The organism is bacterium (assembly GCA_041649255.1).
Classification (GTDB): domain Bacteria; phylum Hydrothermota; class UBA3073; order JACQXS01; family JAQTXJ01; genus JAQTXJ01.
In genome coordinates, this window is sequence record JBAZNK010000006.1 from 91,404 (window position 1) to 115,599 (window position 24,196).

20 protein-coding genes and 3 riboswitches are annotated in these 24,196 nt (G+C 37.9%); of the genes, 18 read left to right on the forward strand and 2 right to left on the reverse strand.

The annotated features are described in order from the left end of the window. Nucleotides 1–6: 6 nt before the first annotated feature. Both WC614_05735 and WC614_05740 read right to left on the reverse strand, forming a co-directional pair. On the reverse strand, nt 7–651 hold the full coding sequence (locus WC614_05735; protein ID MFA5032504.1) for a DUF3108 domain-containing protein: 645 nt from the start codon (nt 649–651) through the stop codon (nt 7–9). Nucleotides 652–699: 48 nt separating this feature from the next. After that, on the reverse strand, nt 700–2,025 hold the full coding sequence (locus WC614_05740) for a phosphoglucosamine mutase (protein ID MFA5032505.1): 1,326 nt from the start codon (nt 2,023–2,025) through the stop codon (nt 700–702). Between the two features lie 278 nt (nt 2,026–2,303). On the opposite strand from WC614_05740, the gene WC614_05745 reads away from it, so the two are divergent. From WC614_05745 to WC614_05830, 18 genes are all read left to right on the forward strand, one after another. Beyond that, on the forward strand, nt 2,304–4,619 hold the full coding sequence (locus WC614_05745; protein ID MFA5032506.1) for a two-component regulator propeller domain-containing protein: 2,316 nt from the start codon (nt 2,304–2,306) through the stop codon (nt 4,617–4,619). A 226-nt stretch (nt 4,620–4,845) separates the two neighbouring features. Beyond that, nucleotides 4,846–5,421, forward strand: a complete 576-nt coding sequence (locus WC614_05750; protein MFA5032507.1) for a CDP-alcohol phosphatidyltransferase family protein — start codon at nt 4,846–4,848, stop codon at nt 5,419–5,421. A 527-nt stretch (nt 5,422–5,948) separates the two neighbouring features. Next, a riboswitch (cyclic di-AMP (ydaO/yuaA leader) is annotated at nt 5,949–6,097 on the forward strand. 60 nt (nt 6,098–6,157) lie between these two features. Next, nucleotides 6,158–7,852 carry a potassium-transporting ATPase subunit KdpA gene (gene kdpA / locus WC614_05755; GenBank protein ID MFA5032508.1) on the forward strand — a complete coding sequence of 565 codons (1,695 nt, stop codon included), beginning with the start codon at nt 6,158–6,160 and terminating at the stop codon, nt 7,850–7,852. 145 nt (nt 7,853–7,997) lie between these two features. Continuing rightward, complete coding sequence (gene kdpB, locus WC614_05760) at nt 7,998–10,055, forward strand: potassium-transporting ATPase subunit KdpB (protein ID MFA5032509.1); 2,058 nt, start codon at nt 7,998–8,000, stop codon at nt 10,053–10,055. A 2-nt stretch (nt 10,056–10,057) separates the two neighbouring features. Beyond that, nucleotides 10,058–10,660 carry a potassium-transporting ATPase subunit KdpC gene (gene kdpC, locus WC614_05765; protein MFA5032510.1) on the forward strand — a complete coding sequence of 201 codons (603 nt, stop codon included), beginning with the start codon at nt 10,058–10,060 and terminating at the stop codon, nt 10,658–10,660. Beyond that, nucleotides 10,657–11,133 carry a PTS sugar transporter subunit IIA gene (locus tag WC614_05770; GenBank protein MFA5032511.1) on the forward strand — a complete coding sequence of 159 codons (477 nt, stop codon included), beginning with the start codon at nt 10,657–10,659 and terminating at the stop codon, nt 11,131–11,133. The genes kdpC and WC614_05770 overlap by 4 nt, the downstream gene beginning before the upstream one ends. A gap of 25 nt (nt 11,134–11,158) precedes the next feature. After that, entirely contained in the window at nt 11,159–13,171 is a 2,013-nt protein-coding gene (locus WC614_05775) for a DUF4118 domain-containing protein (protein MFA5032512.1), read from the forward strand. 135 nt (nt 13,172–13,306) lie between these two features. After that, nucleotides 13,307–13,455: riboswitch (cyclic di-AMP (ydaO/yuaA leader) on the forward strand. Next, a complete protein-coding gene (locus WC614_05780) occupies nt 13,442–13,600 on the forward strand; it encodes a hypothetical protein (protein ID MFA5032513.1) in 159 nt (52 codons plus the stop codon). Its footprint overlaps the riboswitch before it by 14 nt. Before the next feature lies 1 nt (nt 13,601). Then, the gene (locus WC614_05785; GenBank protein ID MFA5032514.1) at nt 13,602–15,593 is read left to right on the forward strand and encodes an amino acid permease; all 1,992 of its coding nucleotides are present in this window, start codon (nt 13,602–13,604) and stop codon (nt 15,591–15,593) included. Nucleotides 15,594–15,609: 16 nt separating this feature from the next. After that, the gene (locus WC614_05790) at nt 15,610–16,947 is read left to right on the forward strand and encodes a potassium transporter TrkG (GenBank protein MFA5032515.1); all 1,338 of its coding nucleotides are present in this window, start codon (nt 15,610–15,612) and stop codon (nt 16,945–16,947) included. 14 nt (nt 16,948–16,961) lie between these two features. Then, complete coding sequence (locus WC614_05795) at nt 16,962–17,180, forward strand: hypothetical protein (protein ID MFA5032516.1); 219 nt, start codon at nt 16,962–16,964, stop codon at nt 17,178–17,180. Nucleotides 17,181–17,237: 57 nt separating this feature from the next. Continuing rightward, nucleotides 17,238–17,384, forward strand: a riboswitch (cyclic di-AMP (ydaO/yuaA leader). Beyond that, nucleotides 17,371–18,465 (forward strand): phosphate ABC transporter substrate-binding protein, encoded by a 1,095-nt coding sequence (locus tag WC614_05800; protein ID MFA5032517.1) that lies wholly within the window; start codon nt 17,371–17,373, stop codon nt 18,463–18,465. It overlaps the preceding riboswitch by 14 nt. Next, nucleotides 18,462–19,892 (forward strand): tetratricopeptide repeat protein, encoded by a 1,431-nt coding sequence (locus WC614_05805; protein ID MFA5032518.1) that lies wholly within the window; start codon nt 18,462–18,464, stop codon nt 19,890–19,892. The genes WC614_05800 and WC614_05805 overlap by 4 nt, the downstream gene beginning before the upstream one ends. A gap of 41 nt (nt 19,893–19,933) precedes the next feature. Then, the gene (locus tag WC614_05810) at nt 19,934–20,758 is read left to right on the forward strand and encodes a MotA/TolQ/ExbB proton channel family protein (GenBank protein ID MFA5032519.1); all 825 of its coding nucleotides are present in this window, start codon (nt 19,934–19,936) and stop codon (nt 20,756–20,758) included. Between the two features lie 32 nt (nt 20,759–20,790). After that, nucleotides 20,791–21,465: a biopolymer transporter ExbD gene (locus WC614_05815; protein ID MFA5032520.1), complete on the forward strand. Its 675-nt coding sequence runs from the start codon at nt 20,791–20,793 to the stop codon at nt 21,463–21,465. A gap of 5 nt (nt 21,466–21,470) precedes the next feature. Further along, nucleotides 21,471–22,040 (forward strand): biopolymer transporter ExbD, encoded by a 570-nt coding sequence (locus tag WC614_05820; protein ID MFA5032521.1) that lies wholly within the window; start codon nt 21,471–21,473, stop codon nt 22,038–22,040. A gap of 179 nt (nt 22,041–22,219) precedes the next feature. Next, nucleotides 22,220–22,750 carry a TonB family protein gene (locus WC614_05825; GenBank protein MFA5032522.1) on the forward strand — a complete coding sequence of 177 codons (531 nt, stop codon included), beginning with the start codon at nt 22,220–22,222 and terminating at the stop codon, nt 22,748–22,750. A 22-nt stretch (nt 22,751–22,772) separates the two neighbouring features. Continuing rightward, a complete protein-coding gene (locus WC614_05830; protein MFA5032523.1) occupies nt 22,773–24,149 on the forward strand; it encodes an NADH-quinone oxidoreductase subunit L in 1,377 nt (458 codons plus the stop codon). Nucleotides 24,150–24,196 lie beyond the last annotated feature (47 nt).

A 24,196-nucleotide genomic window follows, 5' to 3' on the forward strand; every position in this document is an offset into this window, starting at 1 on the left:
TCCCCCTTAATTTGCACTTCTTCTTTTAAGTTCGACTTCCAAATCACCCCATTTGAATTTAACCGTAAATTTAACAGGGGTTCTATCTTCGTCATAATACATAACAATCCCGCCTTTCGAGCCGAATGTTTTTATTCCTGTAAGATTCGGAACTACCGCTATACAGTTCCTGCCATTTACCTTTTCTTCTCTTATAACGGTTTTCACTTTATGATTTTTCTTATCCGCATGTAATGCCACGGTAATAGTATCACCGGGAACAAGTTCCTGCGTTCTCAGCCAATACCATATATTTATAATATCTTTTGCGGAGTCAACTACGGGAACTACCTTGCCATCCTGGTAAGTAGCCTGTCCATTTTCTATAACCACAGAGAGATGTTTTTTATAATTTCCTTCTTTAATGTCTTTTTCAAATCTTTGAGTCGTAAAATTACTGTCCGAAAAAGATTCATACCAATCTTCAATACTAAATATAAAACCCATAACTCCATTCGTTCTTTCCTCGCATCTTACGTAATTACCTTTTAAAGAATCCTGTTTATATTCAAGCCTTAACTCTCCTGCAGTCATTACCCCATACTTGACGCTATAGACAAGCTCTTCGTAAGAAGGCAGAGTATATGAAAGTAACATAAAAAGTATCAACATTGGTGGTATATTAATTATAAAGTTACTTCAGTCAACTTTTTTCTATATTTATATATTCTTAGATTTCAAAACGGCGACCCATTCGTCTAATTTATGCATTATGGCTTCACTTTTCCCTTCGTATATAATCCTGACTATGGGTTCGGTATTGGATTTTCTGATATGAGCCCAGCCATCACGGAAGTCAATTCTTATCCCGTCTTCCGTATTTTCCTTTTCTTTGGGAAACGGAAGAGACGATAAAAGCTGAGCTATGGAAGTTTTATCATCTATAATTATCTTATCTTTTTTCATATAATATTCGGGAATTGTTTCTGCAAGAGCACTCAACGTTTCCCCCGTAGATGCAAGACATTCTAATATCCTTCCCATTCCGACTATTGCGTCTCTTGTATATTGAATTTCAGGGTCTATAATTCCGCCGTTGCCTTCCCCGCCCAGAATCGCCCCGATTTTTTTCATTCCTTCAACGACATTAATCTCGCCTACTTTTGTCCGTAAAAGGGTATTCCCGTTCTGAAGAGCAATGTCTTCTATCATTTTTGAAGTAGAAAGGTTCGTTACTACGATTCCCTTTCTTTTTTTAAGCAACCAGTTCCCTACAAGCGCCAACGTATATTCTTCACCTATTGCTTTTCCTTTTTCATTAACGATAGACAACCTGTCTCCATCAGGGTCAACGGCAAAACCCGCATCCGCTTTTTCTTTTTTTACTCTTTCTGCCAGTCCCGTCAGGTTTTCAGCAAGAGGCTCAAGTTTCCTTTCGGGGTTTTCTTCTATAACGTTACACCCTATTGATTCAAGGAAAAGTTTTCCTTCTTCTTTCAAAACTCCCCTGCACCCGTCGAAAACAATATTAAAATGTTTTTTACTTATATTATCTTTATCTATCTTACTAATTACAGCAGAACTATGTCTTTTCGTGCCTTCGCTGTCGGTAATAATTTTTCCTGTTTGTGAACTTTCGGATATGTCTTTATTATAGAAATTATAAACTTTTTCTACATTTTCCGCATTAAGGAAACATCCGTTTGAACCGGCAAACTTGACTCCGTTCCATTCTTCAGGGTTATGAGAAGCCGTGACAACTGCCCCGCCATCTACTTTAAGCGCTTGAATATTAAACAGCAAAGTAGGCGTAGCACAGCAGCCAAGGTCAATCACATCGCAACCTGTACTTATTATTCCTTTTATAAAAGATGATTTAACTAATTCGCCACTTTTTCTCAAGTCCCTTCCGACGACAATCTTCTTACCCTTTTCGTTTTTAACGAAACTCCCGAAAGCTTTTCCGAGTCTCTCCCCTACTTCTTCAGTAAGAGACGAGCCGAAAATTCCTCTTACTCCTGAAATACCGAATATTAGTTTTTCCATAATAATTATGGTTTAATAAAGAAACTCAAAAAGTCAAGCGTTTTTAGAAGGTCGAAAGATTACAGATTGGAACCACGAGATTTCACACGATTTGCGCAAGAAACAGACAAAGAAAAGACAACAGAATAGAGGCAATTTGGACAGGATTAACAGGATTATTACAAATTGAAACCATGAATTAACGCCCATCTACTTTTCCCCTTGACTTTTCTAATTTCCCTCTTAAATATCTAAAAGTAAGCTTAATATATATTTTTTCTGTAAGTGGGGGTAACAAAATGTTGAGCGAAGCAATTAAAAGCTCTTTGGAATCAGCCATTACTTACAAGCCCTTATGTTTAATTAGGGATTGTTTGTCCCGAGTTTGTTGCGGGAGAGATTTTTATCCAAAATTATTTGGTTGGAAATCCGCCTCTGGCGGAGGAAAATTAAAAGTAATAATGTTTTTTCTTTTTATTACCGCAATTACGAATGCTCAGCACCCCGGCTGGACAAATTATACTAACGGACAATTGATCACGGCTATTGCTGATAACGGCAATGAACTATGGATTGGTACTTATGGTGGACTCGTAAAAATGAATAAAAGCAATAATGAAATGATATTTTACAATCATGCAAATTCCGGGTTGCCTTATAACATGGTTACTGCTCTTGCAATACAAGGAAATAATATCTGGATTGGTGCTATGGGGAGTGATTATGGTGCCCTAGTAAAGTTTGATGGCACTAATTGGACTGTCTATAATAAAAGTAATTCTGGATTGCCTGGCAACCATGTCTCTTCTCTTGCAATAGAAGATAGTAATATCTGGATTGGCACTGATGGTCTTGCGAAATTTGACGGGACTAACTGGACTGTGTGGGATACATCAAATTCTGGTTTGCAATCTAACCAGATCAATGTTCTTTCAATAGAAGGAAACAATAATATATGGATTGGCACTAACGATAGTGGGATTGCGAAGTTTGATGGTACGAACTGGACAGTATATGACACGTCAAATTCCGGGTTGCCTGCTAACTGGGTCTGGTCTCTTGCAATAGAAGATAGTAATATCTGGATTGGCACTTCTTGTGGCCTTGCAAAGTTTGATGGCACTAATTGGACTGTCTATACTCCATCAAATTCCGGTTTGCCTACTTACTGGGTTGAGGCTATTGCAATAGAAGGAAGTGATAAATGGATTGGCACTTGTAATGGTCTTGCAAAATTTGACGATACTAACTGGACTGTCTTTAACACCTCAAATTCTGGTTTATCTTCTAATAATATCAACGCACTTATGATAGAAGGGAATAATAAATGGGTTGGCACTGACGGAGATGGACTTGCGAAATTTGACGGCACTAACTGGATTATATTCAACCCCTCAAATTCAGGGGTTCCTTGTTACTTAGCGAATACTATTACAATAGAAGGGAGCAATAAATGGATTGGCACTACTGATGGTCTTGCAAAATTTGACGGTACTAACTGGACTGTATTTAATATATGGAATTCAGGATTGCCTTCTAGTGGTGCCTGTGCTATTGCAATAGAAGGGAATAATAAATGGATTGGCACTGACGGTGGCGGCCTTGCGAAATTTGATGATACTAACTGGACTATATTTAATCCCTCAAATTCAGGTTTGCCTGATGACTATGTCAATGCTCTTGCAATAGATGGAAATAATATCTGGGTTGGTATTTTGGATATTCATGGTAAAGGAGGGCTTGCGAAGTTCGATGGCACTAACTGGACCGTGTATGATACCTCAAATTCCGGGTTGCCTCATAATACTATTAATACTATTGCAATAGATGGAAGTAATATTTGGATTGGCACTGGTGGTTACTCTGGTGGTGGGGGACTTGCGAAGTTTGATGGAACTAATTGGACAGTCTTCAATACCTCAAATTCCGGGTTGCCTCATAATTGGGTCACTACTATTGTAATAGAAGGAAATAACAAATGGATTGGCACTTTGAATGGTGGTCTTGCGAAATACGACGACACTACCTGGACGGTTTTTAACCACTCAAATTCCGCTTTGCCTTCTAATCAAGTCCGTGCTATTGCAATAGAGGGGAATAATAAATGGATTGGTGTTTGGGGTGGACTTGTGAAGTACGATGGTACTAACTGGACTGTCTTCAATACCTCAAATTCTGGGTTGTCTGATAATAGTGTTGTTGCTCTTGCAGTAGAAGGAAATAATAAATGGATTGTTGCTTATGTTGGTGGTATTGCAGTATATAATACTATAGGAATAGAAGAATCGTCAATTTCGGTCCCGCCAGGGCGGGATGTCGCTACGCTCCAATTTCGGGAAAACCCTTTTATCAAATCAACAGTAATAACTTATTCCATCCCTCCGAATTCCTCTTCCCGCCTGCCCGCCGTAGGAGGGAATAACTATTATACTAATACACTATTAACTATTTACGACCTTTCCGGCCGTTGCGTTAAAACATTAATCAATGAATCAAAACCTGCAGGTACTTATACCACAACTCTCAACGCAAACGACCTGAAAACAGGAGTCTATTTTCTAACCCTTTCCACCGGCACTTCTAAGATAACAAAAAAACTTACAGTTATAAAATAAAGAATCTCATACAATCTCTTAAAATCCCTGTTAAAAATTTCTATTTTCTGTTCTTCTTTTCTCGTGTTAATCGTGTGATTAGTTGGACTTTGTTCCGTAAGGAACATTAGACCAACTTATCCTGCTCTGCTGGAAATCTTGTGGTTACTATTCTGTTCTTTTATTCTTTGACATTTTTATTTTTATATTCTATAGTCTTTTTGTAACTTGAAGCAGATAACAAATAATGGATTCAATAAAATTAAAAGTACGTAAACTTTTATCTCCCGTTGCCAAAGGCTTATCCGGATTAAGCCCTGATTTTCTAACAATCATCGGCTTCATCATAACCTGTATATCCGGCGTTTATTACAGCAACGGAACTTTCTGGATAGCAGGTATTATTTTACTCGTAGGCGGGATATTTGATATGCTTGACGGGGAAGTTGCTCGAATCACAAACAAAGTCTCTAAAGCCGGAGCATTTCTTGATTCCTGTCTTGACAGGGTGTCGGATTTCGTAATCTTGTTCGGGATGTTCTTGTGGTATATGAAAGGGAATGATATATCAACATGCATTATAACAATCTTAACCATTGGAAGTTCATCTATAGTGCCTTATGCAAGGGCAAGAGCAGAAAGTCTTGGACAAGAGTGTAAAGGAGGACTCGCCGATAGAGGTATTAGAATTCCGATAATCATAATTGGCAGCTTCTTCGGACCGGCAATATTTATTTATTTCCTGTGGTTTTTGATGATTACGACAATCTTGACGGCAATTTACAGAATCGTATGGACAAGAGGAAAGTTGTTAAAAAAGTAACCAAACTACAGAAATACAAAATTGTAACCACAAGATTTCACAGATTCACACAATATTAAAACAAATAATATAAAAAAACAGAAAAAGATTTATACAAGATTTCCACAGAACAAAGAGACGCTGAGAACGCAGAGAAGACAGAGCACACGGAGAAAAGATTAATAGACATCTATACTTGGAGGTCTATTTCTATTTGTTTTGCAAGATTATCATATTAACTTTTTCTGTCTATCCATAATTCGCGTTTATTCGTGTTCACTATAGTCCGGAATCTTTTGCCGGATTAGTGGATATAATCCTCATTTTTCTCTCTGTGTCCTCTTCTGTAAAACTCTTCTTTTATCTGTTAATTTTTTAACTCAAAAAATTCTATTTTCCGTTTTTCTCTGCGTACTTTGCGTCTCTGCGGTGAAAAACCTTCTCTATATGTTCTGTGGTTAAGTTTTGAATAATCCACCCGAAACTGGGCAAAAAACCTACAAAATATCATTATTTTATTGACTTTTTTTAACATTGATATAAGGTAGCCACCTAAGAGGTCTAAATCTATATAAAATAATATAGATGCGGGGGATGCAGGTTGTAGGGGCGTATCTCTGAACCGTAATGGTTCAGAGTAGGAGACTTCCAACTCCGAGCCCGTCAGCTAACCTCGTAGGCATATGGGAGAAAACTTTAGGACGTTAATCGTTGTTCCTTCAAAAATAAACTCCATTATGCTTTTTGAAACAACAGTATGTTGTTATTTCAAATAGTAGTATTCCTATTTTTTCTAACACTATTTTCCGTTGTAATGGGCGAGTATATGGTAAAGGTTTTCAATGGTCAGAAAACCATACTATCACCTATTTTAAACCCGGCAGAAAAAATTATATATAAATTTTTAGGTGTTAACCCGGATAATGAAACAGACTGGAAAACTTATTTACTTGCTCTTATCCTTTTTAACGTAATCGGAATATTAGTACTTTTCCTGCTTCAGCGTATTCAGTATTTACTTCCATTTAATCCTCAGAAGTTTGGCGCAGTAAGATGGGATACTGCTTTAAATACTGCCATATCATTCGTTACAAACACAAACTGGCAGGCTTACGGCGGCGAATCAACGATGAGTTATTTCACACAAATGTTTGGGCTTACCGTGCAGAATTTCCTCTCTGCTGCAACAGGCATAGCAGTCGGGGTAGCTTTAATAAGAGGTTTTGTCAAACAATCCATAAATAAAATAGGGAATTTCTGGGTTGATATGACCCGTTCCATACTTTATCTTTTACTGCCTTTAGCAATAATATTTTCAATAGTACTTGTTTGTAACGGAGTAATTCAAAACTTTAATCCGTACACCAAAGCAAAAACTTTACAGGGACAGGAACAGGTTATCGCCCAGGGACCTGTAGCATCACAGGAAGCGATTAAAATATTAGGAACTAACGGTGGTGGTTTTTTTAATGCAAGCTCATCGCATCCTTACGAGAACCCTACGCCTTTTACCGATTTTCTGGAAATACTTGGATTTATGATAATAGCCGGAGGGTTTCCTTTTATGTTCGGGGCAATGATAAAAAACAGGAAACAGGGGTGGGTTATATTTGCTTCAATAATGATAGTATATCTGCTTGGTTTGAGCATAGCAGTATACGCTGAACTTCACGGCAATCCTTTGCTCGCAAAACTTGGTGTAAAAAACGGAATGAATATGGAAGGGAAAGAAGTCAGATTCGGAGAGTTAGCTTCGGTAGTTTTTGCTCATTCAACGACTTCTACTTCTTGCGGGGCAGTTAATTCAATGCACGACAGTTTTATGCCGTTAACAGGACTTGTACTTATATTTAATATCGCTATCGGTGAAGTGATTTTCGGAGGTGTAGGCGTCGGCTTTGTGGGGTTAATATTTTATGCAATACTCACAATGTTTCTCGTAGGTCTTATGATTGGACGAACACCTGAACTGTTCGGGAAAAAGCTTGAACCGTTTGAAGTAATAATGGCAATTACCGGATTAGTAGTTCCTTCAATCATACAACTCTGTTTTTCGGCAATAGCGATTTCAACGAAAGCAGGCATTTCAAGCCTTAATAATCTCGGTCCTCACGGTCTCTCGGAAATAGTTTACGCATTTGCTTCGGGCGCAGGCAATAACGGGTCTGCATTTGCAGGATTGAATGCCAACACCCCGTTTTATAATCTTACATTGGCCTTTTCAATGTTTGTTTGCAGGTTTACGACAATAATACCGGCTCTGGCAATTGCCGGTTCAATAATAAATAAGAAGTTTGTTCCGGAGAGTATACGGTTTCCTACGGTAAGCGTTTTGTTTGTAATTATGCTTGTAAGCGTGATACTTATTGTGGGAGCTTTGACCTTTTTTCCGGTGTTGGCATTAGGACCATTTCTGGAACATATATCCATTATTGCCGGGAAAGTTTTTTAATTATAGTGAAGAGAAAAACAGATGGTAACTTGTAGTAAAAACTGTAAGGAATGTAATTGATTGTAACAGATTGAGGAATACAAAAGGGCGAGTTAACGGGCGAACGCATAGGTTCGCCCCTACGGGAGAGGAAGAATAATAAAATATGGAAAACATTTATAAAAAAAGTATCTGGCAGAAAGATATCGTAATACGGGCAGTCAGAAACTCAGTACTAAAACTTAACCCGAGAACTCTTGTTCGTAATCCTGTTATGTTCATTGTGGAAATCGGTTCGGTAATTACTACTATTATTGCCTTAAAAGACATACTAACCGGTGTAAACGCCGGGTTTGACATTCAAATAAGTATATGGCTCTGGTTTACCGTTCTGTTTGCGAATTTTGCAGAAGCGCTCGCAGAAGGCAAAGGGAAGGCACAAACAGAAACACTAAGAAAAACAAGAAGTGAAACAATCGCAAAAAAAATTCTCGATGACGGCAGTATCAAAACAATACCCGGATTAACGCTTGTAAAAGGCGACATAGTCATAGTTGAAGAAAACGACCTTATACCTTGTGACGGTGAAATAATTGAAGGCGTATCTCTCGTTGACGAATCTGCAATAACCGGCGAATCTGCTCCTGTGGTAAGAGAATCCGGAGGCGACAGGAGCGGCGTAACAGGAAGCACAAGATTATTATCGGGAAAAATTAAAGTTAGGGTAACGGCAAACCCCGGAGAAACTTTCCTTGACCAGATGGTAAAAATGGTAGAAAACGCAAAAAGACAAAAAACTCCCAATGAAAAAGCTCTTGAAATACTTCTAATAGGATTAACGGTTTTGTTTTTAGTTGTCGTTATAACATTAAAATACTTTGCCGGATATACTAATATCAACATATCTATCCCTATTTTGATATCTTTGCTTGTTTGCCTTATGCCGACGACTATAGGCGGGCTTTTACCTGCAATAGGCATCGCCGGGATGGACAGACTTATTTCAAATAACGTTGTTGCTCTAAGCGGAAAAGCCGTTGAGGCAGCAGGAGACGTAAGCGTGGTGCTTCTGGATAAAACAGGTACGCTTACGATAGGAAACAGGATGGCGACGGAATTTCTACCTGCAGAAGGCGTATCCGAAGAAGAACTTGCTTATGCATCGCTTTTTTCGTCCTTAGCAGATGAAACGCCTGAAGGGAGAAGTATTGTAATACTTGCAAAAGAAAAACTGAAAATCAGGGGACAGGACATCAAAACTCCGGAAGGCGCAAAATACGTTCAATTCAGTGTAGAAACAAGAATGAGCGGCATAGACATAGCAGATAGCAAAAAAATTCGTAAAGGTGCAGTTGAGTCTATAGAAGATTTTGCAAAATCTTTTTCATTTGCTTTAGATGGAGCAAATGAAGGGAAAGGGCTGCCTCCGGACGTTCAGCGCAATGCCGACAACGTATCGGGAGATGGCGGGACTCCCCTGGCTGTTTGTGAAAACGGAAAAGTTCTTGGAATCATACGTTTAAAAGACATCTTAAAACAGGGCATAAAAGAGAGATTGCACAAGCTCCGATTAATGGGAATAGAATCAATAATGATAACCGGGGATAACCCACTTACAGCTGTAGTTATTGCGGCAGAAGCAGGCGTAAGCGATTTTATAGCCCCGGCAAAACCGGAAACGAAACTGCATACTATTCGAGAATTTCAAAGCAGGGGTTATATGGTAGCTATGATAGGTGACGGAACTAACGACGCTCCTGCGCTTGCACAGGCAGATGTAGCCGTTGCAATGAATGCAGGGACTCAGTCTGCGCGTGAAGCGGCAAATATGATAGACCTTGACTCTAACCCGACCAAGCTTCTTGACATAGTAGAAGTCGGCAAACAAATACTTATAACCAGAGGCGCATTAACTACTTTCAGCGTAGCAAATGACGTATCAAAATATTTTGCAATAATTCCCGCCCTTGCAGGACTTAGCATGTTAAACATTATGCACCTTGCAACACCACAAAGCGCCGTTTTATCTGCAGTAATATTTAATGCAATTATTATACCTTTGCTTATCCCGCTTTCTTTGAGAGGGGTAAAATACCAACACACATCCGCATTAAAGCTGTTGAGAAATAATGCGCTTATATATGGGTTGGGAGGAATTATATTGCCATTTATCGGAATAAAATTAATTGATATTTTGATTGTTTCGTTAAAATTAGTGCATTAACTATGAAAGAATTTATAAAATCATTAAAAGCATTTATACTATTTTCAATACTTCTTGGGTTAATATACCCGGCATTTATTACAATCGTGACACGTTTGACACTTCCTTACAAAGCAAACGGCAGCCTTATTGTAAAAGGAAACGAGACAGTCGGGTCTGTTTTTATAGGTCAACTTTTTACGGATAACAAGTATTTCCAAAGCAGACCTTCTGCTGTTGATTATAATGCTTCGGGCTCCGGTGGCAGTAATTATGGGCCTTCAAATAAGAAGTTTATAGAAGTAGTAGAAGAAAGAATAAACTCGGTAAAAGCGATTAATGGAATAACGGAAAACTCCGTTCCTGCAGATATGGTACTTGCTTCGGCAAGCGGATTAGACCCGCATATTTCTCCGGAAAATGCTATGATGCAGGTAAAAAGAGTTGCCGGAGTAAGAGGAATTCCGACAGACAAGGTTATACAGTTAGTTAATAATAATATAGATAAAGATTTTCTTGGTATATGGGGTTGTCCCGGAGTCAACGTCCTGAAACTTAATATTGCTGTTGACGAACTTGAAAGCAAATATAAAATGGATACAATTCCTCAAGGAGCTAAAAAATGAAGATTATGGATTTTCTTTGCCCTGAAGCTATTATCGTTGACATCAATGCAACGGATAAAAAAGGGGCGATTACGGAAATAGTAGAAGTGCTAAAAACTTTAAACAAGATTAAAAACTCTTCCGAAGTTGTTGATACCTTACTGCAGAGAGAAAAATTAGGGTCAACCGGAATCGGGCAGGGAGTTGCCATTCCTCATAGTAAAATTGATTCTTTAACTAAACAATCCTCTTCCCCATCGGGAATTATAGGCGCATTAGGAATTTCACGGCAGGGAATAAATTTTGATGCTTTAGACGGAGGCATTGTACATTTAATTTTCTTACTTATATGTTCACCTGAAAACAGCGGTGAACATTTACAGGCAATGGCTTGTGTATCCCGGTTATTTAGAAATAAGTCCGTAAAGAATGCAATTCTTAACGCAACTACACCGGCTGAAGTACTAAGTATTATTCAGAAAATCAACACGTAGAACATAGGACAAAAAAGGATTAAATATGGAAGAAAAAAGACTAAATCCGGATGCACTTCTTGAACAAATAAAGCAGGAAGAAGAAAACGGCCGCAAACCTGAAGGTTTGCCCTACGAAACCAAAGACATACAGAACAATAAAAAAGGCAGGTTAAAGATATTTCTTGGTTACTGTGCCGGTGTTGGTAAAACCTATCGCATGCTGCAGGAAGGCAAGGCAGCAAGTAACAAAGGCATATCTGTTGCAGTTGCCATTGCCGAAACTCACGGGCGAAAAGAAACCGAAGCTCTGCTCTCGGGACTGGAAATTATTTTACGGAAAAAAATTGAGTATTCAGGCATTACACTTGATGAGATGGATATTGATAATGTTCTTTCCCGTCATCCAACCCTTGTTCTTGTCGATGAACTAGCACATACAAACGCCCCGACTTCAAGGCACGTTAAGCGTTACCAGGATGTTGAGGAATTGCTTAAAAACGGTATAAACGTTTTTACAACTCTTAACATTCAACACATTGAGAGTCTTAATGATATTGTTCAGCAGATTTCCGGCATAAAGGTCACCGAAACTTTACCTGACAGCATTCTTGAACTTGCAGATGAAATAGAGCTTGTTGATTTGACACCGGAAAAATTACTTGAAAGGCTCAAAGAAGGTAAGGTTTATATTCCGAAAAAAGCAGAACAGGCAATGAGCCAGTTTTTCAAAAAAGGCAACCTTCTTGCTCTCAGGGAACTGTCTTTGAAATATACAGCAAAGCAGGTAAATGAGGATGTGCATTCGTTTATGGAAAAAAATGCCATCCAGGGACCATGGCTGGTTGATTCAAAAATTTTAGTGAGCATAAGCGCAAGTCCTGCATCGGAAAGATTATTACGTTTTACCCGGAGAATGGCAAATGACCTTGATGTTGAATGGTTTGCAGTTTATGTTGAATCACCCCAAAAAGTTGAAAAAGGAAATAAACCTTCCCTTCAACTTACTAAAAACATTAATCTTGCGGAAGAATTAGGAGCAAAAGTTGTTTTATTAAACGGCAGTTCTATATCGTATGAAATTCTTAATTTCGCCAAATCAAAAAATGTAACTCTGATTATCGCCGGTTCATCCAAAAGGACACGTTTTGAAAGAATATTCAAAGGTTCCGTAATAGACAAACTAATAAGGGAAAGCGGCTCTATATACGTCTTAGTTGCAGGTGAAGGCGAAGATGAAAAGCAGGGGTATGAAAAAGATTCGCATTCATCAAAAAGAGAATATATTCCTGCTGCCAGAGATCTTAAAGCATATCTCTTCAGTTTGTTAGCTGTTTCTGTAATTGTTTATATCGGTTGGCTTTTGCATTTGAATACCGAACCAATTAACATAGGTTTTTTGCTTCTTTTACCTTCAATCGCGAGTGGAGTTTTATGGGGAATTCGTGTCGGATTATTTACTTCAATTATTGCAGTATGCGCTTTTGATTTTTTCTTTATCCCGCCTTATCTTACATTCAGAATTGCAGACATAAGATACCTACCGAGTTTTGTAGTTTTTGTTCTTGTTTCTATGACTATAAGTTTTCTTGTAAAATCAATAAGACGGGAGATACGAGGGTCAAAAAACAGGGAGCGGTTTGTTTATTCTTTATATTCCTTTAGCAGGGAGATTATCAAAGCAAAAGATTTGAATGACATATTAACCCGCGCAGTCAAAAACATATCGGAAGCTTTTGAAAGCAGTGTAGTTATTTTTCTACCTGATGATGCAGGGAAATTGGAAATCAAATCCAAAAACGACGAGAATATATTATTAAATGAGGCAGAACAGGCTGTCGCCGTATGGGTATATGCTAACGGGCAGACGGCAGGCAAGGGGACGGCTACATTATCTTCCACTAATTGGTATTATTTACCGTTAATGATACAGGAGAAGACGGTTGGAGTAGTTGGTTTAAGGGTTTCTTCGGACAAACTTTTAACACCCGACCAAAAGCAGTTATATGAGTCATTTTCAAGTGTTGTAGCATTGGCAATTACAAAACCTTTGAACTAATTCTTATACAATTTATGACGCGCTTACTAATAAAAACGGCAGACAGGGATGACCACAAATAGTAAAAATATCACTCACAAAAACCAAAAATATCATTATTTTATTGACTTTTTTTGATATTGATATAGGGTAACCACTCAGGAGAGGTCTAAATCTATATAAAATAATATAGATACGGGGGATGCAGGTTGTAGGGGCGTATCTCTGAACCGTAATGGTTCAGAGTAGGAGACTTCCAACTCCGAGCCCGTCAGCTAACCTCGTAGGCATATGGGAGAAAAACTAAATTTTGTAACCGGGGCAATTGCCCTACCCCAATTCAAAACTGAGAGTATTCTATTGCCGGCAGTACTTAACTATCAGGCAAACCATAAACAAGAAAGGGGTTCTTCCGCAGCAAAATCCACTATGCCTTTAGAAACAATGTAAATTGGATAAAGACGGTTCGGAAAGTGAACTAACTTTTTTAACAAAACTTCGCAGGAAAATAGTCGGCGCACCCCGCGATATCCGTGACCCCGGTATATTCCACAAATTAGCTCTTATACCTTTATTGGCATGGATTGGACTCGGTGCAGACGGGCTTTCCTCCTCATCATACGGACCTGAAGCAGCTTTCAGGGCAATCGGTAGTCATACTTATTTAGCGCTTTTTCTCGCGCTTGCTACTGCAATAACCGTTTTCATAATCTCATTTGCATATATGAGAATTATTGAGCATTTTCCCAACGGTGGTGGTGGTTACGTAGTCGCAACTCAAATACTCGGAAAAAAGACAGGTGTTGTTTCGGGATGCGCTTTGATTATTGATTACATTCTGACAATCTCCGTATCCATAGCTTCTTGCTCGGATGCGCTTTTCAGTTATCTCCCTATGGAATTCCATAAATTCAAACTGCTTTTTTCGGGTTGTTTGATTATTATGCTCATCATTTTAAATATCAGGGGAGTCAAGGAATCAGTAACCTTTCTTGCGCCTATATTTATAGTATTTGTGGTAACTCACATTATTCTTATAGGATATGGAGTATTCAGTAATATTTGGGCAATAAAACCTATTGCCCAACAAGTAAATTCCAGTTTTCGGGGAGATATTTCCGCAATAGGCGGATTGGGCGTTTTCCTGATTTTTATAAGAGCTTACTCCTTAGGAGGAGGAACGTACACCGGGATTGAGGCAGTTTCAAATGGTTTACAGATTATGCGCGAGCCAAGGGCAGAAACAGGCAAGAAAACTATGTTATATATGGCGAGTTCTCTTGCAATAACCGCAGGAGGAATATTTATCTGCTATCTTTTGTTAAAAGTGATACCCTGCGAGGGGAAAACCTTGAACGCAATTCTTGCAGATAGTCTTTTCGGGCAATGGCGCTGGGGATACTGGCTTGCATTAATAACTATTTTTTCCGAAGGAGCATTGCTTATAGTAGGAGCGCAAGCAGGATTTATAGATGCCCCGCGCGTTATGGCAAATATGTCCGTAGATTCATGGTTCCCACACAGATTTGCATCATTTTCTGAGCGGCTTACAATGCAGAATGGGGTTTTAATCATAGGAGGAGCGGCACTTGCCCTACTTATATATACTCACGGCTCAATCTCGGCACTTGTAGTTATGTATTCTATAAATGTATTTTTAACTTTTTCCATTTCGCAGTTTGCAATGTCGTGGTTTTTTATCAAAAACCGTAAAAAGGAAACGAATTGGAAAAAACATCTCAGTATATGCGTTGTTGCATTCATACTATGTATTACTATCCTTGTAATAACGGTTTTTGAAAAATTCCGCGAAGGCGGATGGGTAACATTAATAATCACATTATTTCTTATAATTTTGTGTTATTTAATTAAAAATCATTATTCAAAAGTATCTCGTGGAACGAAGAAATTGGACGTTCTTCTTTCAGGCATAGCAGATATGCCCAGTGAAATTAATATCAATAACGCGCCAACAGATAAAAGAGATATGACCGCAATACAGCTTGTAACCGGATATAACGGTTTTGGAGTACACAGTTTTCTATCCATAGCACGTTCATTCCCGGGATTATATAAGAATTTTGTATTCGTATCCATTGCAGTAGTTGACCAGGATTTATTTAAACACGAGGAAAAAATAGAAGACTTAAAAAATAAAGTAATACAATCACTTGAAAAATATGTTGAGCTTGCAAGGAAGTTTGGGTTCCCTGCGGAATACAGGATAGGAGTGGGAACGGACGTGGTGGATATTGCATCAAAACTGTGTGAAGAAGTTTCAAGTGAGTTCAGGCGGTCTACGGTATTTACAGGACAGCTCGTGTTTGAAACTGAAAACTTTTATCATAAAATGTTACATAACGAGACTGCATTTGCAATTCAGAGAAGACTACAGTGGAAAGGCATATCAAATGTTATTTTGCCGATACGAATAAAATTGTAAAAAAGGAGGATAGGGAATGAAAAGCGTCAACGTTGTTGAAAAATTTCTTAAAAGCAAAAATCATAATCGGATTATTGTATTAGGATATCTCTCGTATATATTAATAGGAACATTACTTCTGTCTTTACCTTTTTTTAAAAAAGTGCCCTCGATTGGTTTTTTAGATAATTTTTTTATTGCTACATCCGCTGTTTCTACCACAGGATTAACTACAATAAGCATAGCTGACAATTATAATTTCTGGGGGCAGATGATACTAATTATATTAATCCAGCTTGGCGGGTTAGGATATATGACGTTAGGTTCGTTCATTATCCTTTCACTTGGTGGCAGGTTAAGTTTTTCAAGGGAGAAAATACAAAAACATGTTTTTTGTTTGCCTGACCATATAACTATAACCAAATTTATTCGCATACTTGTTTATTATTCATTTGCCGTTGAATTTATAGGCGCATTATTATTGTATATATTTTTCAAGATAGAACATTTGCCGAATTCTCTCTGGAGTGCAGTTTTTCACAGTATATCGGCTTTTTGTACTTCAGGGTTTAGCATATATAACAACAGTCTTGAATCATTCTCACGGAATGTTGGCGTAAATATTACAATTTCAGCGTTGTGTATTTTAGGGGCTATTGGGTTTATAATAGTATATGATATATGGAATAACCGTATAAAATCAAAAAAACGAATATCTTTAACGTCAAAAATAATATTATGGTCTACATTTATATTAATAATGTCAGGGGCTATTGTATTATTCTTCTTTGAGCCAAGTATCACAGGAAAATCATTTATTGAACGCTTGTTAACATCTTTTTTCCAGAGTATGACGGCATTAACGACTTCGGGATTTAACACAATACCTATATCTACGCTCTCAGTTTTGTCATATTTTATAATAACCATATTAATGATTGTCGGGGCATCTCCTTCGGGAACCGGTGGCGGACTCAAAACAACAACTTTTACCGCTCTATTAGGAGTAATGAAAAGTTCACTGTCAGGAGAAAAAAACGTTAAGTTTTTAAATCGCACAATACCTAACGAACGTTTATGGTTAGCCGCTTCCTCTTTGTGCTTTTATTTATTGGCGCTGTTTTTAAGTACATTCTTCATTTTATTACAAACTAATAGATTCAATATTCAACAAGTCATTTTTGAAGTAGCATCGGCGTTGGGAACAATAGGACTAAGTACGGGAATAACCCCGGGACTGAACCATCTAGAGAAAATAATAATCATAATTACAATGTTTATTGGAAGGATAGGTCCTTTAAGCTTTGGTATGGCTCTATTTTTGGGAAATGAAAACGCAGGAAGAATAAAATATCCGGAGGAAGATTTAGCATAAAGGAATACAACCATATGTGGAACTCAAGCAAAATCATTGAAATAATTCGTAAAATAGATTGGCATATAGTTTATCGTCTGTTTTCCGGTATATTGTTTATTATCATAGGAAGTATTTTCTTATTACAGAGTAAAAATTTTAAAAGTTTTTCAAAACCGGGAATAATTAGTTTAGTTATATGCGCTTATGGCGTTTATAGGATTGTTATGTTTATAAAACTTTGTAAAAAATGATGGTTAATAATTTTTTTTAAAAATTTCTTGACTTTTTTTAATGTGTCTATATGGTAGGCACCGAAAAGGTCTAAATCTATAAAGGATTGTAGATGCGGGGGATGCAGGTTGTAGGGGCGTATCTCTGAACCGTAATGATTCAGAGTAGGAGACTTCCAACTCCGAGCCCGTCAGCTAACCTCGTAGGCATATGGAAGAAAAATTAATTTTTGTAAAAAAGTCCAACTCCTTTCAATCTTCTACTAATTGTATTCTATCTTCGGCATTATCTTTTTGCCGTAAAACACCCGGTAATAAAAAGAAGTCTTATTCTGTCAGCAAAATGAAAAAGATTTTGGCGATAAGTATTGTTTTATTCTGTATTGCCGGTTGTGGTAAAAAGGAATCCCCTGAAACTACTATTTCGGGTTATATTACCGTAAAGGGGTCTGAAGAAGCTTTATCTATGATAATGGAAGAAGCGTATACCTTTATGGATCTTTACACTAATGCGAAAATCTTAGCTTTAGGTGGAGGTTCGGATGCAGGTTTATCTTCTATTTTCGTTGATTCTGCGAGGATTGCAGTTTCTACGAGACCCTTAACCAAAGAAGAAAATACTCAGGCAACAGCAGCCGGATTCAAAGTAAATGAATTCAAAATTTGCAAGGATGGAGTAGCGATTGTTACTAATCCACATAACTCACTCCAGAGGCTTACTATTTTCCAAATATCAGATATCTTTAGCGGTAAAATCAAAAACTGGTCTGAGGTAGACGGGATTGATTTGCCAATAAAAGTTGGGATATGGAGTGAAAATTCTGGAACCTACAAATGGTTTCAGGACAGTGTCCTTAAGGGAAAAGAATATTCGAAATTTGTCTGGCAATTTGACAACACTGAAAGTATCGTAAAATTTATTGAAAAAGAAAAAGGTGGGATAGGTTTTATTTCAATGTCGAGATTGTATAGTTCATGGAGTCCGCTTATTGAGGATACGCGGATTAAAGCATTGGAGATTGCTCTCGAACAAAAAGGAGAATTTGTTTCGCCCGATGAGGCAACAGTCCATTCCGGTAAATATCCGCTTGTCCGCTATATTTATCTTTATACTTCAAAAGAGCCAAAAGGTTTAGATGCCGGATTTATTAGTTTTATAACATCTTCTGAAGGACAGAAAATAATTGCAGGCACCGGTTTTGTACCTATTACCGTTCCGGTTAAATATAAAGAGAATGAAAGTTCTGTAGGTAGAGATTCCCTGCCTGCGGTAGGCAGGTTCGCTACGCTCAGAATGACAATATGAAAAAACTAATTATTTTTGTTTTGTTAAGTTGCAGTAGTCATTTTAGTGCAACAGTATGGGCAGATTCGTCGGAGAAGTTTTTAAAAGAAGGCGTTGTTTTAAGAGATGCAGACAATGTTGAGCAGGCAATTCTAAAATTCCAGGAAATTCTTAAATCAAAACCTAAACATCCCGGGGCGAACTTTGAGTTAGGTAAAAGTTATGTGATGAAATCTGATTATGAAAACGGTATTAAATATCTTAAAAATGCGTTGGATTGTGGGTATGATGAGTTGAAAGTACGTTTAGCTCTTGCAGAAGCTTATCAAACTTCCGACAACAGTGTGGAAGCAAGTATTGAATACCAACTTATCCTTGACTTAAACCCAAATAGTGCTGAGGTTCATACGCTTTTGGGTAATGTGTATCTTAATGGAGGTAACTCCACGGTGGCTGAAGAGCAGTATAAAAAGGCATTACAGCTTAACTCTTCATACGTTGACGCTTTACTTGGATTGGGAAATTTGTATCAAAAACAGAAAAAATACGAAGAAGCATTGAGTTTTTATTCCAAAGCTCAAAAAATAAATCCTAACTATGCGCCGACTTATCTTGCTTTGAGTTCTTTTTATGCAACTCAAAAGAAGCATGAGAATGGCATTACAGAACTTCAAAAGTATATTCAATTAAACCCGAAAGACCCTAAAGGATACACAGCACTGGCTAATATTTATTCACAAACAAAAGATTACAATAATGCCATCAATGAAATGAATAAAGCCGTTAGCTATAGCGATACAAGTTTAAGTTCTCTGAAATTTATAAGTGTTTTGTATAACCAGGCGGGAATGAGTCTTAAGGAAAAAGAGGTTTTGAGTGAAATTGTCCTTAAAGATTCTACTAATGTTGGGATTTGGATTGATTTGGCTAAAGCTTATTCAAAAATAGATTCTTTTCCCGCGGCTATTTATGCTTATAATAAAGCATTTAGTCTTGATTCTACTCTGGAATCTACTTTCTGTTTTGAGTTGGGGTTAGCTTGTTTCCAGGCAACAAAGTATGATTCCTCGGAACTTTTATTTTCTAAAAAAATTGAAAGAGACAGCCTTGCAGCGGGTGCTTATTTCAATAGAGCTTTAGCGCGTATTCAGTTAAAGAAATACAAGGAAGGAATAGTTGACTTGCAAAAAGGTTTAGAGATTAAGCCAAACTATGCCCAGGGACATTTGTGGTTGGCTCAGACTTATGGGTTTTTGGGTATGAAGCAGAAAGCTAAAGCAGAATGCGCTGAGGTAATCAAAATAGATTCAACTAATAAAGAGGTTAAGGACGTGTTAAAAAGTCTTGAACAACCTGCCAAGAAAGAGCCTACTTATGAGGATTATTTAGATGCTTTAGATAAGGCTGAGGCAAAGGAAAATGCTGAGGAAAAAGAAAACAATAAATAAATTTCTATGATAAAAACAATAAATAACAAGGAGGCATAAATATGGAAGGGCTTCATAATGCCCCCGGCATACTAAAGATAATTGTATCCTTTTGTATCCCGGGCGCTTTAGCTATCGGTATTGGAATCGCTTTTGCTTTTGTTAAACGTATTGCTCTTTTAACTACATTGCTTTATGTTTGTAACGCAATTGTTTGTTTCATCATATTCCAGATGATGCCTGATTTTGTCAGGGCAGGAGGGCCTTTGGTCGGGGTTTTAATGTTCATATTTATTCTTTTGATAACTTATATGATTGAACGATTCCTGACTTTAAAGCGTTCTATGGGGAAGAAACCCAATGCCGAATTTATATCTAATTTTATGGGACATCTGTCAGAGAGAAATTATGCCGGCGCTATCTCGGAATGTGATGCTCAAACCGGTTCTATGGCAAATATTTTGAAAGGCGGGTTACAAAAACTCGTTAAGGGAACGGGAGAATCGGCGGTAGTTTCTCAAAATCCGGCAGAAATTAAAAGACGATTTGAAGAAGGGGTTGCCCGCGAAACTCCTTTATTAGAAAGGAACCTGATTATACTGACAACAATTGCTTCAATCGCTACGATGATTGGGCTTCTGGGGACAACTATCGGGATGATTCGTGCGTTCCAGGCAATGGCGCATGCGGGGGCGCCCGATGCGATACAGCTTGCGAAAGGTGTTTCGGAGGCATTATTTAATACTGCCGGTGGATTAGCCAATGCAATTTTAGGAATTATTGCCAATAACTTTTTTGTAAACAGTGTTGACAAGTTTACTTACGAAATAAGTGAAGTAGTTTATGATACGACAGATGTGTTGGAAAAAACAGGTCAAAAGTGGTAAGATGATTTTATGTTAAAGTCAAACTAAATACAATGGCAATTACAAAAAGACCGCGTAGGAGTATTGTTACGGATATGACACCAATGGTAGACATTGGTTTTTTATTGGTGATTTTCTTTATGTGCACTTATAACGCCCGACCACCGGAAACAGTTGGCGTTGCATTGCCTTTATCGCATTCACCGTTCAAGGTTCCCGAGTCAGACGTTATGATTTTGACGATTATACCTGCGGACTATGCTCTTAGCATTGCTGACAGTATAAATCCTTCCCTTCTAATGCAGACAATATCCCAATACCAGGCACCGGTAAACGAAGGGGGGTTAGGGCTTCGAAGAGAAATAGCGATAGAGAGAGCAATACATGAATTAAAAACCCCGGAAAAATATCGGCAGACGGTCGATGAATCGGCGGCTTTAACGCCTCAACAATTAAAAGCACGTGCAGATAGTTTGATTGTCTGGTGGAATCTGGGAAGAGGTTCTGCTCAACCTATTTCACTAAGTTCTTTAGGTTATGTTATAATGAACGAGAGGATAAAAAATCCACGCATTCATCTTGTGATTAAGGCAGACAAGAATGTGCAGTCAGGTTTTATATTACAGCTTATGGATATACTTCAGGACCCAAACGTTAATATGTTAAGATTTAGTATGATGACAATTCTTCAGGAAGGTTCGGTAGTTTTTGTAAAAGCCGGAGGTTAATAATTATGGCAGCTGTTGAAGGGGCAACAAGAGGTCAAAAAAAACGACGGGGACGGGTAATTAATGACTTGACTCCAATGGTTGACATTGCATTTTTGTTAGTAATATTTTTTATGACAACGACGGTTTTCCGTGAACCGCAAGCAATCGAGATTTCATTACCTCCCAAAGGGAATGTTCCTACAGCACAGTCAAACGTTGTGATTATTTATATTGATTCTTTAAATCAGTTAAAAAAACAATTATCCGATGAGAAACCAACTCCCATAGAATGGGATTCGCTTGAAAGTTACCTCCAACAAGAGGAACGAAAAAACATTGAACGTCAGCCGAATGGTTCCCAATATCTTGCCCAGTTAAAATCCACACCTGAAGGGACGAAACGAGATAGTCTTGATAAATTCATAAAGAAAAGTGTATCAAAGTTAGTTGTGTTAATAGATGTCCAACAAAAATCACTTTACCAATATATGGTAAAACTATTAGATACCGTTCAGCAGGCAGGAATGAGGCGTTTTTGTATTGTTCCCCACATTGAAGAGAAAGCAAAGCCTACCAGGGGAGGTGGCAAATAACGAACGCAATAATTAGTGAAATTTCGCTTTCTACACTTGGGAAAAGAAGCCCTATTGTAAAAAGCGAAGGGAGCCATCTCAGACGTGCGTATTATATAACTAATATATTAATTTTTCTTGTTATTCTATTTTCTTTTTTAGGAATAAAATATCAACAATGGCGTCAGGAAAGAGACAAAATGAATTTAGGTAAAAGGGTAATAAAAATGACTTATGCACAATTAGGTCCGCCACCTTCGATTACCGGGGATGAGAGCACTCCCCAGACAACGGTAAATAGACCGAGCGTGCCAATCGTAGGAACTCCAAAACCGGTTCTTGATGCGGAAGCAACCCAAGAAACTGCGCCAACCCAACAAGACATCGCAGGTAATACTTCTGCCCAGGATACAGGCAGAGGAGATGGAATCCCGGATATAAATGCTTTCGTTCCATGTGAAGTTCAACCTAAACGAATTTCTACGGGCAATGTTAAATATCCGGAAGCTGCTAAAGCTGTTGATGTAAGCGGAACAGTTTTCATTAAAGTTTTGATTGACCTGGATGGAACTGTTATGAAAGTAGTGGTTCTTAGAGGTGTGCATCCACTCCTTGATAGTGCTGCAGTCCAGAGTGCATATAATACTAAATTTAGTGCCGCACTGCAAAACGGTAAACCGGTAAGGGTTTGGATGATGTGGCCCGTTCGTTTTAACCTTGACGAACAGTAGCTTTAATTTGCTTTTATTTTCTGTGAAAATATTTAAACAGGAAGAAAAAGGTCTTTTTCCCTTATTGTTTACAATAATCGCTTTTATAGGCAGCTTATTTTTGATTTCCCCTTCTATGTCCGGTAAATACCCTGTAATACAACTTAAACTCACTGACTGGCTTAATTTGAATTTTACTTTCGATAGTTTAGCGGTTTTTATGGCACTGTGTTCATCTTTTATTGGTGCTTTAATTGTCTTTTATTCTTTCGGTTATATGAAAGATTCCACGCCAGGGCGGGATGTTCCATATCGCCATTTAGGCGAATATTATTCATTTATTGCACTTTTTATTGGTTCAATGTTGGGATTAATTTTTTCCACGAATTTGCTTTTAATGTATATATTCTGGGAAATTACCACAATTTGTTCATGGAGACTAATTGGTTTTTATAGGGAAAAACAACATTTAGCCAACGCCGATAAAGCTTTTTATATTACTTTCTTTGGTTCTGCAATGATGCTTATTGGTATGGAAATAATTTATCAGCAATTCGGCACATTGAATTTAACTCAATTACGAGGAGCGCCTGTTGACAACTTAGCACTTTTACTAATACTTTTGGGTATATTATCAAAATCGGCACAATTGCCTTTCCAGATATGGTTACCTACTGCCGGTGTAGCTCCAAGCCCGGTTACTGCTTTACTTCATGCCGCCGTGTTGGTAAAAATAGGTGTATATGCTTTTGCTCGTATATTCTGCTGGACATTTCATACTCCTATTCCCTGGTCAAACATTGTTCCTGTAATAGCTGTTATTGGCGCTTTTGTATCTGCGTGCTGTGCGTTAGTTGAAAATGATATGAAACGCATTCTGGCGTATTCTACCATTAGCCAGATTGCTTATATTCTTTTGGGACTGTCTCTTAATACTACCGTTGGTATCACTGGTGGATTATTGTTCATACTTGTTCATGGTTTAGGAAAAGCGGGATTGTTTTTATGTGCCGGTGTTGTAGAACATGAAACAAAAGAAAAAGATATTCGTAAGTTGGGCGGGATGTTTAAAACTATGCCTATTGCAGGCATATCTTTTATTCTTTGTGCTTTATCTATTATGGGAATCCCTCCGTTTGGCGGTTTCTGGAGCAAGCTTTTTATTATTACTGCTACGGTTCAGTCCGGACATTTTATTATTGCAGGGGTAGCTATAATTACTGCCATATTAACTATGGTGTATCTGATACGTTTCTTTAATAAAGTTTTTATGGGCGAGCCTACTAATCCGTCTTGTAGGGAGAAGTCTTTTCCTATGCTCTTTACGGTAATGACACTTGGGATACTTGGCCTTGTAGTTGGATGTTTTGTGAAATTACCGTTAAATCTTATCCGGACAGCAGTCGAGCAAATGAAGTAAAGTTATTGGCAATGGAAATAAAAATTAGAAATATAAATGGCGTAAAC

What these genes read in the sequence shown, in the direction of transcription:
- WC614_05735 (MFA5032504.1), bottom strand. Translation starts at nt 651, where the DNA reads ATGTTGATACTTTTTATGTTACTTTCATATACTCTGCCTTCTTACGAA.
- WC614_05740 (MFA5032505.1), bottom strand. Translation starts at nt 2,025, where the DNA reads ATGGAAAAACTAATATTCGGTATTTCAGGAGTAAGAGGAATTTTCGGC.
- WC614_05745 (MFA5032506.1), top strand. Translation starts at nt 2,304, where the DNA reads ATGTTGAGCGAAGCAATTAAAAGCTCTTTGGAATCAGCCATTACTTAC.
- WC614_05750 (MFA5032507.1), top strand. Translation starts at nt 4,846, where the DNA reads ATGGATTCAATAAAATTAAAAGTACGTAAACTTTTATCTCCCGTTGCC.
- kdpA (MFA5032508.1), top strand. Translation starts at nt 6,158, where the DNA reads ATGTTGTTATTTCAAATAGTAGTATTCCTATTTTTTCTAACACTATTT.
- kdpB (MFA5032509.1), top strand. Translation starts at nt 7,998, where the DNA reads ATGGAAAACATTTATAAAAAAAGTATCTGGCAGAAAGATATCGTAATA.
- kdpC (MFA5032510.1), top strand. Translation starts at nt 10,058, where the DNA reads ATGAAAGAATTTATAAAATCATTAAAAGCATTTATACTATTTTCAATA.
- WC614_05770 (MFA5032511.1), top strand. Translation starts at nt 10,657, where the DNA reads ATGAAGATTATGGATTTTCTTTGCCCTGAAGCTATTATCGTTGACATC.
- WC614_05775 (MFA5032512.1), top strand. Translation starts at nt 11,159, where the DNA reads ATGGAAGAAAAAAGACTAAATCCGGATGCACTTCTTGAACAAATAAAG.
- WC614_05780 (MFA5032513.1), top strand. Translation starts at nt 13,442, where the DNA reads ATGGGAGAAAAACTAAATTTTGTAACCGGGGCAATTGCCCTACCCCAA.
- WC614_05790 (MFA5032515.1), top strand. Translation starts at nt 15,610, where the DNA reads ATGAAAAGCGTCAACGTTGTTGAAAAATTTCTTAAAAGCAAAAATCAT.
- WC614_05795 (MFA5032516.1), top strand. Translation starts at nt 16,962, where the DNA reads ATGTGGAACTCAAGCAAAATCATTGAAATAATTCGTAAAATAGATTGG.
- WC614_05800 (MFA5032517.1), top strand. Translation starts at nt 17,371, where the DNA reads ATGGAAGAAAAATTAATTTTTGTAAAAAAGTCCAACTCCTTTCAATCT.
- WC614_05805 (MFA5032518.1), top strand. Translation starts at nt 18,462, where the DNA reads ATGAAAAAACTAATTATTTTTGTTTTGTTAAGTTGCAGTAGTCATTTT.
- WC614_05810 (MFA5032519.1), top strand. Translation starts at nt 19,934, where the DNA reads ATGGAAGGGCTTCATAATGCCCCCGGCATACTAAAGATAATTGTATCC.
- WC614_05815 (MFA5032520.1), top strand. Translation starts at nt 20,791, where the DNA reads ATGGCAATTACAAAAAGACCGCGTAGGAGTATTGTTACGGATATGACA.
- WC614_05820 (MFA5032521.1), top strand. Translation starts at nt 21,471, where the DNA reads ATGGCAGCTGTTGAAGGGGCAACAAGAGGTCAAAAAAAACGACGGGGA.
- WC614_05825 (MFA5032522.1), top strand. Translation starts at nt 22,220, where the DNA reads ATGAATTTAGGTAAAAGGGTAATAAAAATGACTTATGCACAATTAGGT.